This is a genomic window from Bacillus sp. BHET2, assembly GCF_005938125.1.
In the GTDB taxonomy this organism is placed as follows: domain Bacteria; phylum Bacillota; class Bacilli; order Bacillales; family Bacillaceae_B; genus Rossellomorea.
Window position 1 is genome coordinate 134,671 of the sequence record NZ_VCQN01000004.1, and the last position, 13,754, is coordinate 148,424.

A 13,754-nucleotide genomic window follows, 5' to 3' on the forward strand; every position below is an offset into this window, starting at 1 on the left:
TATGGCGCGAGATCAAATAATTGTACAAGGAGCTAGAGCTCATAATTTAAAAAATATTGATATTAATATACCCCGGGATAAACTGGTCGTTTTAACGGGGCTTTCAGGATCGGGGAAATCTTCCCTTGCCTTTGATACCATTTATGCAGAAGGACAAAGACGATATGTGGAATCCCTATCAGCCTATGCCCGTCAGTTTTTAGGTCAAATGGATAAACCGGATGTCGATGCCATTGAGGGACTGTCACCGGCGATTTCCATCGATCAAAAAACAACCAGTAAAAATCCCCGCTCTACAGTAGGGACCGTAACTGAAATTTATGATTATCTCAGATTGTTATTTGCGAGAGTCGGAAAACCGATCTGTCCAAATCACGGAATAGAGATTTCATCCCAAACCATTGAACAAATGGTGGACCGGATCCTGGTATATCCTGAAAGAACAAAGCTACAAGTATTAGCTCCTGTTGTATCCGGCCGTAAAGGAACCCACGCAAAAACCCTTGAAGAAATCAAAAAACAGGGGTTTGTTCGGGTTCGGGTAAATGGGGAAGTACAAGATCTTGGTGAGGACATCTCATTAGAGAAAAATAAAAAGCACTCGATCGAAGTGATCATCGATCGAATCGTTGTGAAAGAGGGAGTGTCAGCCCGTCTTTCTGATTCACTTGAAACCGCTCTGCGACTGGCAGATGGTCAGGTGATCATCGATGTCATGGGAGAAGATGAACTTCTATTCAGTGAGCATCATGCATGTCCGTACTGTGGGTTTTCCATCACTGAGCTTGAGCCAAGGATGTTTTCATTCAATAGTCCGTACGGTGCTTGTTCAAGTTGTGATGGCTTGGGGACGAAGCTTGAGGTGGATAAAGAGCTCATCATCCCCAATTGGGACCGCACACTTAATGAGCATGCAATTGCTCCATGGGAACCGACGAGCTCCCAGTACTATCCGTCACTATTAAAGGCAGTATGCGACCACTATGAGATTCCAATGGACGTCCCCGTAAAGGATATTCCGAAAAACCAGATGGACAAAATCCTTCAGGGGTCCGGTAAGGATGAGATTTATTTCCGTTACGAAAACGATTTCGGTCAAGTTCGTGAAAACTATCTACGCTTCGAGGGAGTCATCCCGAACGTTGAGCGCCGTTACCGTGAAACGAGCTCGGATTACATCCGGGAACAGATGGAAAAATATATGGCCCAACAAGATTGTCCAACGTGTAAAGGCCACCGTTTAAAAGAAGAGAGCTTAGCCGTGAAGATCGATTCTCTTCATATAGGTGAAGTAACAGCCTTTTCAATTGAAGAGGCTAAACAGTTCTTCCAAAAACTTGAACTGTCTGAAAAAGACATGAAGATTGCCAACCTTATTTTGAGGGAAATCCATGAACGACTCGGGTTCCTTATGAATGTGGGGCTTGAATACCTCACACTAAGCCGTGCAGCTGGGACACTATCTGGGGGAGAGGCTCAACGAATTCGTTTAGCCACCCAAATCGGTTCCCGTCTGACAGGTGTCCTTTATATTTTAGATGAGCCTTCCATTGGATTGCATCAGCGGGACAATGATCGGCTGATCGATACATTAAAGAATATGCGTGAAATTGGCAACACGTTAATCGTAGTGGAACATGATGAAGATACAATGATGGCAGCGGATTATCTCATCGATATCGGACCGGGGGCGGGTGTTCATGGCGGAGAAGTTGTGTCGGCAGGAACTCCGCAAGAAGTAATGAATGATTCGAACTCATTGACAGGACAGTATCTGTCAGGTAAGAAATTCATCCCCCTTCCTCAAGAAAGACGTAAGCCTGATGGTCGATATCTTGAAATAGTGGGTGCAAAGGAAAATAATCTGAACAATGTCAAAGTAAAGCTTCCATTAGGGATCTTTACTGCAGTTACAGGTGTTTCAGGCTCAGGTAAAAGTACATTAATCAATGGAATCCTTCATAAATCTCTGGCTCAGAAACTTCATAATGCAAAATCGAAACCAGGTGAGCATAAAGAAGTGAAGGGAATCGACCATCTGGATAAAGTCATTGATATTGATCAGTCACCGATTGGTCGTACACCGAGGTCAAACCCTGCTACATATACAGGGGTATTCGATGACATCCGGGATGTATTTGCCACAACGAATGAAGCGAAGGTCCGGGGATATAAAAAAGGTCGATTCAGCTTTAATGTAAAGGGTGGACGGTGTGAAGCGTGTCGCGGAGACGGGATCATCAAGATTGAAATGCACTTCCTACCTGACGTATATGTTCCATGTGAAGTTTGTCACGGGAAACGATACAACCGTGAAACACTTGAAGTGAAATACAAAGATAAGAATATCTCGGATGTTCTCGAGATGACTGTTGAAGACGCGGTGAAGTTCTTTGAAAACATTCCAAAAATCAAGCGTAAGCTGCAGACCATCTTTGATGTCGGATTGGGATATATCACATTGGGGCAGCCTGCCACTACCTTATCCGGTGGGGAAGCACAGCGTGTGAAACTGGCATCCGAATTACATCGTCGATCGACGGGTCGTTCCCTTTATATTCTGGATGAACCGACAACGGGTCTTCACGTTGATGACATCGCCCGACTGCTCGTCGTTCTTCAACGCCTGGTAGAAAACGGGGATTCGGTTCTTGTTATCGAACACAATCTCGATGTCATCAAAGCGGCCGATTACCTTGTGGATCTTGGTCCGGAAGGTGGAGACAAAGGTGGTATGGTTGTCGCGAGCGGCACTCCGGAAAAAGTGGCCGAAGCAAAAGGCTCTTATACCGGTAAATACCTGAAACCCGTACTTGAGCGGGATCGTGAACGGATGAAAAAGAAGATTCGTGAAAAAGAAGAAGTAACCAATTGATGTGGGAGGGAGGTGCTTAGTGCATCTCCCTTTTCGGATTTGGTGCAGGAAAAAGCGGGAAAGTTGAGACCCTACAGGGCAAAGCTCAAAGAGGCTCAACTCACGCCCCGGGGAAGGCGAGCACCTTAAGCGGAAATCAACCAGCACTCGCTAATTGAAAAGTAACCTATCATTCATCCATCCAGGCAAAACACCTCTCTATACCTACTGAAACTCAGCCTCAAGGTGGAGGGAAGAACATTTCCTGTGTGTGAAAATAAGATTATAATCAAATGCATTGAAACCTTTTCCTCCACGTATCGTAAATAAGAGTAGAGGAGATGATGGATATGGAAACCAATAAAGTATTATCAGCGCTATGCTATTTTAGTATATTCTTTGCCGGCTTCCTTTTTCCGCTTATCGTGTATTTTGTATCCGATGATCAGTACGTGAAAAAAGATGCAAAAGCAGCCTTCTTATCCCATTTGTTACCGGTCATTGTGGTGCCCTTTATTATTGCAGGGGTGTTTATGGATATAGGGGTTTTCGCGAGTGGCGCGGGATTGCCGGTATTCACTGTCATCATGATCGGATTAGCTATATTACTTAGTGTTGTCGTAGTCATGTGGAATGTGTATAAGGGCATTAAAGTACTTTTATAATCAGTAAAGGGGATGAAAGAGTATGAATGAAGAACGTAAACGCATTTTGGATATGTTGGAAAAAGGGACGATTTCGGCACAGGAAGCAGTAGCATTGTTAGAGGCACTTGATAAAAATCCAAATACGTCTAAGGAAAAAGAAAAGGATTTCCTTGATGAATTTGTGTCCATCTTTCAGGATGAAAAAAAGGAAGAAAAAGACCATTCATCCTACTCAAGCAGGCCGAAAGATAAGCTTCTTGATTTCATGAATACGGCGGTAAGTAAGATCAAGAATTTCGACTTTGACTTCCAGTGGAATCAATCGGTGGAGCTGTCCCATGTGTACCAACAGGCAAATACGGATTTTGAGAAGATTGATATAGATGTAGCCAACGGGAAGGTTGAGCTGATTCCTTGGGATGGTGAGGAAGTCCGGGTGGAATGCGATGCCAAGGTGTATCGTACAGAAGACCATGAAGAGGCGAGAAAGCAGTTCATGGAGAATACGTCCTTTGCAATTGATGAGGATACACTATATTACTCGACGCAATTGAAGTGGATGAAGGTGGATTCGAAACTGTACATTCCAAAGCATCAATACAAGCGGATTTCTGTCCGCCTATTTAATGGAGGATTGAAAGCGGAGCATTTGGAAGTTCAGGATCTTCGTGCCAAAGCTGCAAATGGTAAGATCCATATCGATCACCTGACAGCGAAGAAAGCGGAAGTGGAGACATCCAACGGCGCGATCTCAATCTTAAATGCGAAAGCCGATCATGTTGAAGCAGAATCCATTAATGGCAAGGTTCATGTGGAAGGCGATATTTCCTATTCTGATGTGCAATCCTTGAACGGAAATGTCGTGTGTGCCTTGACTGGGGAGAAAGCTGACACACTTCATGCCAAAACGGTAACGGGTAACATCGATTTATTTGTTCCTGAAAACATCAACATTTCAGGAGAGGCCAAATCAAACTTCGGTGGTTTTAAGCTTGAGCTCCCGGGTATTGATGTATTAGAAGAAAAAAATGAAGTGGTTCAGAAATCGATTCGATTCAGTCGTAAAACCGACTCTTTAGATAAGCTGCATCTGTTTGCAGAAACAAAAGCAGGATCTGTCCTCATAAAAAAGTATGAACAGAAGAATGTTAATAAGGACAACGCATAAGATGAGAAGGAAGGTATAACGATGAAAAAACAATTGGCACGATCAAGGTCTGACAGAAAGCTTGCCGGGGTGATTGGGGGCTTGTCACGTTATGTGGGAATCGATGCAACGATTCTAAGGGTGATTTTCATCATCCTGCTCATTCCGACGGGATTCTTTCCTCTAGTCGTCATCTACGGTTTATTGGCCTTCGTGCTGCCACATGAGGAGGAAGCCATCAGATAATGAGATGGATTATTGGAATTTTAATTAATGCAGTCATTTTCATTGCAATGGCCGGATTTTTCGAAGGATTCGCAGTGTCAGGGATTGCCGCTGCCATCGGGGCAAGCTTCATCTTATCGATTTTGAATGTCCTCGTGAAGCCGATTTTGATTATCCTCACGCTACCGGTCACGATTTTATCTCTTGGACTGTTTCTGTTCGTCATTAACGCCATCACGCTCCTTTTGACGGATGGATTGATGGGAAGCAGTTTTGAGTTATCTGGTTTTGGTATGGCGTTTCTGGCATCCATCATATTGTCACTTGCCAATTTGGTAATACAAAAAGCGGTGCTTGAACCGATGAAAGAGAAGTAAAAAACAAAAAACCCTGGCTTGAACATAAGCCAGGGTTTTTTGTGGTTAAAAAAAGGAAATCCTTCCACTGAAATAGAAATCATTGGTAATAGGAGGAGAAGCAAATGAATATGACAGCAAATGTGATCAAAGGGTATCGAGACATGGATGTACCATACACTCTATTAAATAATGTGGAGAAGGCTGAAGGCATCGCCATCCTGTTACCAGGGCTAGGCTATACAGTTCAGGCTCCATTATTACATTACTCGACGGGGATCTATCTGAATAAGGGATTCGATGTGTTACATATCAACTATCAATATACCACCCGTGACTATGAAGGACTCTCAGTGGAAGAAATAGATGATGCGTTGAAGGTTGACGTGAAGAAGGTACTTGAGCACATTTTTAAAGAAAAAAGCTATTCTCATGTGTACATTGTCGCTAAGTCCTTCGGTACGATTGCCTTGAGTGATGATTTGGCCAAAGATTATCTTCAGGATGCTAAGCTCGTCTGGTTAACGCCATTGCTGAAAGAGGAGGACGTGTTTCAAGCCTTATTGAAAAGCGAGCAACAGGGGATCTGCATCATAGGTGATGAGGATCGTCAATATCAGGAAGATCGATTTAATGAATTGAAAACGAATCCCCGTTTGCAATTGCATTTGATCAAAGGGGCCAATCACAGCTTGGAACACGACTTCCATGTCCTCGATTCCCTTATCACCCATAAAGAAATCATGTCAGTCATCGAAGCATTTTAAGAAGCGCAGCAAAGTCTGTGCTTTTTTTTCGGCGTTAGCGTGTGACGAGTAAGCTACCTTGCGCTTTTCTTTATAATTGCTAAAATAGGTTAGAGTAAGAAACGTTATGAATATGAAGCGAGTGTAACATGAAGGAGGAGCTACTTGTGGAGAAAGTTCGCACAAAAGATATCGTCGAAAAGTTCAATTTAGAGCTTGTCGGTGGAGAAGAAGGTTTACATAGACCGATTACAACGAGTGATATATCCCGCCCAGGGTTAGAAATCGCAGGTTATTTCAACTACTATCCCGCAGAACGGATTCAGTTATTAGGGAAAACCGAGTTATCCTTCCTGGAACTTTTAGATGAAGCAGAACGTAAGCGGAGAATGGAAGCTCTTTGTACCGATATCACACCTGGTATCATCATTTCCAGAGATCTTGAAATCCCGCCTGAGCTCGTGGAGGCGTCCCATCGATTTGATGTCCCTGTCATGCGCTCCTCTATGAAAACAACACGTTTTTCCTCAAGACTAACCAACTATTTGGAGAGCAAGCTTGCTCCGACAACGGCCATTCACGGTGTATTGGTCGATATTTATGGAGTTGGAGTGTTGATCACAGGGAAAAGTGGTGTGGGTAAAAGTGAAACAGCTCTCGAGCTTGTGAAGAGAGGACACCGCCTTGTAGCCGATGACTGTGTTGAAATTCGTCAGGAAGACATGGATACATTGATCGGAAGTTCCCCGGAGTTGATTGAACATTTGTTAGAGATCCGTGGTTTGGGGATCATTAATGTGATGACGTTATTCGGTGCCGGAGCCGTCCGCAGTTATAAGCGCATTACCCTATGCATCAATTTAGAATTATGGGATAAAACGAAGCAGTATGACCGCCTTGGTCTAGAAGAAGAAAAGATGAGAATCATCGATACGGATATTACAAAGCTGACCGTTCCGGTTCGTCCAGGACGAAACTTGGCTGTCATCATTGAAGTGGCTGCCATGAACTTCCGCCTGAAACGTATGGGAGTGAATGCGGCAGAACAATTTACAAACCGTTTGTCCGATGTGATCGAAGACGGGGAAAATGAAGATATCTGAAGGTACATACCATCTACATCGCTTTAACCATAAAATGTAAAGAGGGAGAGACAAAATGAACGAGAACATTACGCCAATTGATCCTATTGCGATTTCACTGGGACCTATCCAAGTACACTGGTACGGTGTCATTATCGGCCTTGGGATCGCATTGGGACTCTATTTAGTCATTCGTGAAAGCAAACGATTAGGTCTTCATCCTGATACTTTCATTGATTTGCTTGTATGGGCGATTCCGATCGCCATCATTTGTGCCCGGGCCTATTATGTCATCTTTGAGTGGGACAATTACTATGCCGATCATCCAGGCGATATCATTAAAGTGTGGAATGGTGGAATTGCCATTCATGGTGCGCTGATTGGTTCGGTCCTGACGACAGTTGTATTTGCGAAAATAAAGGGGCTGTCTTTCTGGAAGCTTACGGATATTGCTGCACCCAGTATTATATTGGGTCAGGCAATCGGGCGTTGGGGTAATTTTGTTAACCAAGAGGCACATGGTGGAGAAGTGTCACGTGCATTTCTAGAAAACCTTTGGCTGCCTGACTTCATCATTAATCAAATGTATATCGACGGGGCGTATTATCACCCAACATTTCTATATGAATCCCTTTGGAGCTTTGCAGGGCTAATCATGCTTCTTGTCCTGAGAAGAAAAGCGGGCTGGCTGCGACGGGGAGAATTGTTCCTTGCATATGTGGTCTGGTATTCCATTGGCCGTTTCTATGTAGAGGGACTTCGAACAGATAGTCTGATGTGGGGTTCTTTCCGATTCGCCCAGGTCATTTCCGTTGTTCTCATCATTGCAGCGATCGGGGTCTTCTTCTACAGAAGAAAAGCAGGTCTTGCGAAGAAAGCCTATGATGAGAAGACGGACAGCGTAAACGCTTAACGAAGGGGAGTGGGGAGTTTGTGGTTGTCATCTCTGAAAAATGGCGGCTTGGTAGGTCTTAGAACAACCTGGTCACTGGGCAAGGTCATCTTTCCGATTACATTGATCGTCTTTTTGCTGCAGTACACACCTGTCCTTCCGTGGATCATGGAGAAAATTTCACCATTTATGAAGCTCCTCGGTTTATCTGGTGATGCGGCGATTCCTCTTGTGTTGGGGAATTTCCTTAACCTCTATGCAGGAATCGGAGGAATCTTGTCCCTTGATTTAACCGTAAAGGAAGTGTTCATCATCGCGGTGATGCTTTCCTTTTCACATAATCTGTTCATCGAATCAACGGTAGCCTCAAAGGTGGGCGTGAAAATCTGGCTGATTGTTACGGTGAGGATCGGGCTTGCCCTTCTATCTGCCGTTGTCATCAATCTTGTCTGGAGTGGCGGCTCTGATATGGCCAAATATGGGATGATGCCCCCTCAGCAAGCAGACCCTAACGGATGGGGAGAAATCATCCTGCTCGGGCTGGAAAAAGCAGGGTACGGCGTTCTCCAATTGGCGCTAATCGTCATCCCCCTCATGATGATCATTCAAGTGATGAAAGATTTGAAATGGATGGACGTGTTCACACGCTGGATGTCCCCTGCAACACGGGCGCTGGGTATGAATGAGAATACATCCGCTACGATGGTGGCAGGTCTCGTCATCGGTCTTGCCTACGGGGCTGGTGTGATGATCCAGGCGGTCCAAGAAGATGGGGTAAGCAAGAAGGATGTTACAATTGCTTTCATCTTTTTAGTCGCATGCCATGCGGTGGTGGAGGATACATTAATCTTTCTTCCCCTCGGGATATCTGTGCTGCCATTGCTGTTAATTAGGCTGGTAACCGCCATCCTGCTGACGCTAATTGTGGCGTATAGTTGGAACAAAGTCGATGCTAAGAAAAAAAAGGAGCTGCATTATGAGCAGGATTACAACAATATTATTTGATTTGGATGGAACATTGATCAATACCAACGATCTTATCATTTCATCATTTTTGCATACATTGAATCACTATTATCCAGGACAATATGAGGAAGAGGACGTTCATCCTTTCATGGGACCCCCTTTAGAAGAGTCGTTCGGAGGATTGAATCCTGACCGGGTGGACGAAATGTGTGCTCATTATCGTGCTTACAATCATGAACATCATGATTCCCTCGTCACGGAATTTGAGGGTGTGTATGAAACCGTTCAAACGCTGTACGAAAACGGATATAAGTTAGCGATTGTCTCAACGAAGGTACGGGATGTCGTGTTAAAAGGATTGGATCTGATGAAGCTTCGTCCCTTCTTTGAGGTCATCATCACGATGGATGAGGTGGAGAACGCGAAGCCGCACCCTGAGCCAATCGAGAAAGCATTGGTGGCTTTGGGATCTCTACCCGGTGAAGCTATAATGATCGGAGACAACCACCACGATATTTTAGCTGGGAAAAATGCCGGTGTCTTATCTGCTGGTGTCGCATGGAGTGCGAAAGGAAGAGAGCATCTGGCTCATTACGAACCAGACTTTATGCTTGAGAACATGAAGGATTTACTGAAGATCGTCGGAGCACCGACGGCATGAGACGGACGACCCGCTACCCTGTAGAAGGAGCAAATTCCCTTTGGCATGTTTATAAGACTGTTCCTTTTGGGAAGGTCGTCAAAAATTTCATTGTCATCCAACTCGCCCGCTACACGCCATTTTTAGGAATGAAGAACTGGTTGTACAAGACGTTCTTAAAGATGAACATCGGTGAGCACACTTCATTCGCCCTGATGGTGATGCTCGATGTGATGTTTCCAGAGAAGATTTCAGTCGGTCGAAACACGGTCATCGGGTATAATACGACGATCCTGGCCCATGAATATTTAATCAAGGAATATCGACTGGGTGCTGTTGAAATCGGATCGGAAGTCATGATCGGTGCTAATACTACGGTTTTACCGGGTGTGAAGATTGGCGACGGTGCCATCGTGTCAGCGGGAACCCTTGTGCATAAAGACGTTCCAGACGGGGCGTTCGTTGGTGGAAACCCTATGAAAATCATATATACGAAAGATGAATTGGCTGAAAGGTGGCGGGAAGACGCCATCTATGGATTGAAAAAAGAAGAATAAGGGAAAAGGCAAAGATAGAGTGAATGCTATCTTTGCCTTTTTTTGTTGAGGAAAGAGAGTTGAGGAGGGGATGACGGAATTCGACGAATGGCAGATATATCGAGATTTTGGCAGCTAAATAGCTAAAAAGTAAATTCGGCAGATATATGTTGAAAATGGCAGATAAAGTTCCATTCCCGCAGATAAAATCAACTGCACGCAAACCCACGCCTAAAGAACCATCAATCACACTAAAAATCAACCCAACAAACGGTTGACGAATAAAAAAAGAAACGCTACACTACAAATAACTTTATTTCATTATCACATTAGCGAACTAAAGGATTTCTGAATACTCCAGTATTAGTAGCAATCCCTGAAACGGGGAAAAATAGATGAATATTTAATACGCCAAAGGTGGTTGTTATGACTAAGTTATTTATGTTCGAGAAGCCATTGGGAATGAGAGATACATTTCCTGATTTATACGAAATCAAAGATCAGACGAAAAAGAATATGGAACAAACCATGAAGCTGTGGGGATACAAGTTTATAGAAACCCCAAGCCTTGAATATTATGAAACCGTCGGGGAAGCATCGGCCATCCTTGATCAGCAGCTCTTCAAGCTACTGGATCAGCAGGGGCATACCCTTGTATTGAGACCCGATATGACAGCGCCGATCGCCCGCATTGCAGCGTCAAAATTATTAAAAGATGAAGCACCGCTCCGACTGGCTTATTCTAATTCTGTGTTCAGAGCCCAGCAACGGGAAGGTGGTCGTCCGGCCGAATTTGAGCAGGTTGGAATCGAATGCATCGGTGATGATTCTGTCAGTGCCGACGCTGAGGTAATTGCCCTGATGGTGTCCGTGTTAAAAGAGGCAGGCTTGGAGCATTTTAAAATTTCCATCGGCCATATTGGATTCGTTCAGGAACTGTTCACACAAATCGTAGGAACGGAAGAACGAGCGGATACGTTAAGAAGATATTTATATGAGAAGAATTATGTTGGATATCGTAAGCATGTTAATGAGTTGGCTCTTTCCTCCATTGATAAGGAGCGACTCTTCCGCTTTCTGCAATTACGGGGATCGGAAAATATCCTTCTTGAAGCTCACTCCCTATTAGAAGGTGATCGAGGGCTCCGTGCTTTAGAACAACTGAAAGAATTATGGAGTATTTTATACGATTATGATGTGGCACAATACGTTAAGTTCGACTTAAGTCTTGTGAGCCATATGAGTTATTATTCAGGCATATTATTTGAAGTGTATGGGGAGAATGTCGGCTTTGCCATCGGAAATGGAGGCCGCTACAACAAGCTCCTTGAAAAATTCGGAAAAAATTCAGGGGCCACGGGATTCGGATTACGTCTTGACTATGTGCTTGAAGCAATGCAGATCGAGCTATCTTCCACCCTTCAGCAATGTGTACTGTTCAGTGATGAGCGGAGGAAAGAAGCAATTGGTCTCGCGCATGAGCTGAGAAGTGAAGGAACCGAGGTCGTGTTGCAGAACTGGAAGGGCGTAGGAGATGTGGATGAATTCACAAAGGGGTTCAGCAATGTGCACTTCGTTGTAGGACAGGACCCGAAAGGCGGTGAAACTTCATGAGTGGGTTAACGATAGCTATGCCTAAAGGCAGGATATTTGAAGAAGCGGTGGAACTATTGAGAAAGGCGGATTATAATCTGCCCCCGGAGTTCGATGATTCGAGAAAGCTGATCATCGAAGTGCCACAGGAAGACTTGCGCTTTATCCTGGCGAAGCCGATGGATGTTCCGACTTATGTTGAACATGGAGTTGCTGACTTAGGGATTGCCGGGAAGGACGTCATGCTTGAAGAAGAACGGGACGTCTATGAGCTCCTCGATTTGCGGATCAGCGGCTGTTACTTAGCGGTAGCGGGATTGCCGAATACGAAAATGAGCGATGTGGCACCGAAGATCGCGACCAAATATCCTAATGTCGCGTCATCTTACTTTCGGGAGCAAGGGGAACAAGTGGAAATCATCAAACTGAACGGTTCCATCGAACTCGCTCCCCTGATCGGACTTGCCGACCGGATAGTAGACATCGTTTCGACAGGGAGAACCTTAAGGGAAAACGGACTCGTTGAATACGAAACCATCGTAGACATCACCTCACGCCTCATCGTCAACCCGGTCAGCTACCGCATGAAAGACGAAAAAATCGAAGACCTCGTCACCCGCCTGACACGCATCATCGGGTAAGAGGGACGGACCTTTCAGAACGAGGTTCGAAAATGCATAGGATCAAGGTTAAATAGAGTTTAAGGGGCGGATTAATGACGAAAATAAAGGTCCGTCCCTCACTAAAGGTTGGTGAATGCAATGAAGGTTGTTAAGGATATAAGTGGGGCGTCGATCAAGCGCTCCGTTGATAGTGGCACGGAGGAGCAGCGCAAGGCGGTTCAGGAGATTATTGCTTCTGTTCAGCAGAACGGCGATCAAGCTGTTCGTGAGTGTACAGAGAAATTCGATGGTGTTCAATTAGAGAACTACAAGGTATCCGAAAATGAAATAGAAGAAGCCTTTGACTCTTTGGATTCAGAGATGGTGTCGATCATTGAAGAAGCGGCCGATAACATACGTGATTTCCATAGTAAGCAAAAGAGGAATTCATGGTTTACAACGAACGAGGATGGAACGATGCTCGGTCAGAAGCTGACACCGCTCGATTCTGTAGGCGTGTACGTTCCAGGGGGCACAGCCGCGTATCCTTCCTCAGTGTTGATGAATGTAGTACCTGCTAAAGTGGCCGGAGTCAAACGAATCACTATGGTTTCCCCTCCTGGAAAGGATGGAAAGCTATCTCCCGGCGTACTCGTGGCAGCTAAAGTTGCCGGAGTGGAAGATATCTTCAAAGTTGGTGGTGCCCAAGCCATAGCCGCACTGGCGTATGGAACGGAATCGATCACGCCTGTAGATAAAATCACAGGACCGGGGAATATCTTTGTCGCCCTTGCTAAACGGGAAGTGTTCGGCGATGTGGACATTGATATGATCGCTGGTCCTAGTGAGATTGTGATTCTGGCAGATGAGCATCAGCGAGCGGATGAAATTGCCGCGGATCTCCTATCCCAAGCCGAACATGATGTGTTAGCTTCTGCCGTTCTCGTGACGAATTCGTCTTCATTGGCAGAGCAAGTATCCATACAAGTCGAAATTCAGCTCGCTTCCCTTCCGAGAGAAGACATCGCCCGTCAGTCCATCCATGATTTCGGAACCATCTACGTGACGCGGGATATCGAAGCAGGAATCGATGTAGTCAATCAACTCGCAGCAGAGCATGTGGAAATTTTAACGGAAAAGCCGCTTGAAACGATGGCGAAAATCCGTCATGCCGGAGCGATTTTCCTGGGACGTTACAGCTCGGAGCCTGTCGGGGATTATTTTGCCGGCCCGAATCACGTCCTGCCGACGAACGGGACAGCCCGCTTCTCAAGTCCATTGAATGTAGACGAATTTATGAAAAAGACGAGTGTAATTTCATATAGTGAAACAGCCCTGGAGAAAAACTACCAAAAAATCGCGAAACTTGCCCGCTTAGAGGGACTAGAGGCCCACGCCCGCGCAGTGGAAATCAGGTTCGATAAAGAGAAATAAGGAAGAGGGACGGACCTCTAAAGAGAGGTCCGTC

Annotated in this window: 14 protein-coding genes; all 14 read left to right on the forward strand. The window is 45.1% G+C overall.

Annotated features, from left to right (window positions below; genetic code table 11):
- The first annotated feature begins 1 nt into the window (after nucleotide 1).
- Complete coding sequence (uvrA, locus tag FGG79_RS15835; RefSeq protein WP_138780082.1) at nucleotides 2-2,875, forward strand: excinuclease ABC subunit UvrA; 2,874 nt, start codon at nucleotides 2-4, stop codon at nucleotides 2,873-2,875.
- A gap of 329 nt (nucleotides 2,876-3,204) precedes the next feature.
- Nucleotides 3,205-3,519, forward strand: coding sequence for a magnetosome magnetite crystal formation protein family (locus FGG79_RS15840; RefSeq protein WP_138780084.1), 315 nt, complete (start codon nucleotides 3,205-3,207; stop codon nucleotides 3,517-3,519).
- A gap of 22 nt (nucleotides 3,520-3,541) precedes the next feature.
- Nucleotides 3,542-4,669 carry a DUF4097 family beta strand repeat-containing protein gene (locus FGG79_RS15845; protein ID WP_138780086.1) on the forward strand — a complete coding sequence of 376 codons (1,128 nt, stop codon included), beginning with the start codon at nucleotides 3,542-3,544 and terminating at the stop codon, nucleotides 4,667-4,669.
- 21 nt (nucleotides 4,670-4,690) lie between these two features.
- On the forward strand, nucleotides 4,691-4,894 hold the full coding sequence (locus FGG79_RS15850; RefSeq protein ID WP_138780088.1) for a PspC domain-containing protein: 204 nt from the start codon (nucleotides 4,691-4,693) through the stop codon (nucleotides 4,892-4,894).
- Nucleotides 4,894-5,250 carry a phage holin family protein gene (locus FGG79_RS15855; RefSeq protein ID WP_138780090.1) on the forward strand — a complete coding sequence of 119 codons (357 nt, stop codon included), beginning with the start codon at nucleotides 4,894-4,896 and terminating at the stop codon, nucleotides 5,248-5,250. Before FGG79_RS15850 ends, FGG79_RS15855 begins: the two co-directional genes overlap by 1 nt.
- A 104-nt stretch (nucleotides 5,251-5,354) precedes the next feature.
- Nucleotides 5,355-5,996 carry an alpha/beta hydrolase gene (locus tag FGG79_RS15860; protein ID WP_138780092.1) on the forward strand — a complete coding sequence of 214 codons (642 nt, stop codon included), beginning with the start codon at nucleotides 5,355-5,357 and terminating at the stop codon, nucleotides 5,994-5,996.
- Between the two features lie 146 nt (nucleotides 5,997-6,142).
- Entirely contained in the window at nucleotides 6,143-7,078 is a 936-nt protein-coding gene (hprK, locus tag FGG79_RS15865; RefSeq protein WP_138780094.1) for an HPr(Ser) kinase/phosphatase, read from the forward strand.
- A 55-nt stretch (nucleotides 7,079-7,133) separates the two neighbouring features.
- On the forward strand, nucleotides 7,134-7,970 hold the full coding sequence (gene lgt, locus FGG79_RS15870) for a prolipoprotein diacylglyceryl transferase (RefSeq protein WP_138780096.1): 837 nt from the start codon (nucleotides 7,134-7,136) through the stop codon (nucleotides 7,968-7,970).
- An 18-nt stretch (nucleotides 7,971-7,988) separates the two neighbouring features.
- A complete protein-coding gene (locus tag FGG79_RS15875) occupies nucleotides 7,989-8,954 on the forward strand; it encodes a nucleoside recognition domain-containing protein (protein ID WP_138780098.1) in 966 nt (321 codons plus the stop codon).
- Nucleotides 8,926-9,576, forward strand: a complete 651-nt coding sequence (ppaX, locus tag FGG79_RS15880) for a pyrophosphatase PpaX (protein ID WP_138780100.1) — start codon at nucleotides 8,926-8,928, stop codon at nucleotides 9,574-9,576. Before FGG79_RS15875 ends, ppaX begins: the two co-directional genes overlap by 29 nt.
- The gene (locus FGG79_RS15885; protein WP_138780102.1) at nucleotides 9,573-10,112 is read left to right on the forward strand and encodes an acyltransferase; all 540 of its coding nucleotides are present in this window, start codon (nucleotides 9,573-9,575) and stop codon (nucleotides 10,110-10,112) included. Before ppaX ends, FGG79_RS15885 begins: the two co-directional genes overlap by 4 nt.
- Nucleotides 10,113-10,517: 405 nt before the next feature.
- On the forward strand, nucleotides 10,518-11,705 hold the full coding sequence (locus tag FGG79_RS15890; RefSeq protein WP_138780104.1) for an ATP phosphoribosyltransferase regulatory subunit: 1,188 nt from the start codon (nucleotides 10,518-10,520) through the stop codon (nucleotides 11,703-11,705).
- Nucleotides 11,702-12,325: an ATP phosphoribosyltransferase gene (gene hisG / locus FGG79_RS15895; RefSeq protein WP_138780106.1), complete on the forward strand. Its 624-nt coding sequence runs from the start codon at nucleotides 11,702-11,704 to the stop codon at nucleotides 12,323-12,325. The genes FGG79_RS15890 and hisG overlap by 4 nt, the downstream gene beginning before the upstream one ends.
- Before the next feature lie 120 nt (nucleotides 12,326-12,445).
- The gene (gene hisD, locus FGG79_RS15900) at nucleotides 12,446-13,720 is read left to right on the forward strand and encodes a histidinol dehydrogenase (RefSeq protein WP_138780108.1); all 1,275 of its coding nucleotides are present in this window, start codon (nucleotides 12,446-12,448) and stop codon (nucleotides 13,718-13,720) included.
- The last annotated feature ends 34 nt before the right edge of the window (nucleotides 13,721-13,754 follow it).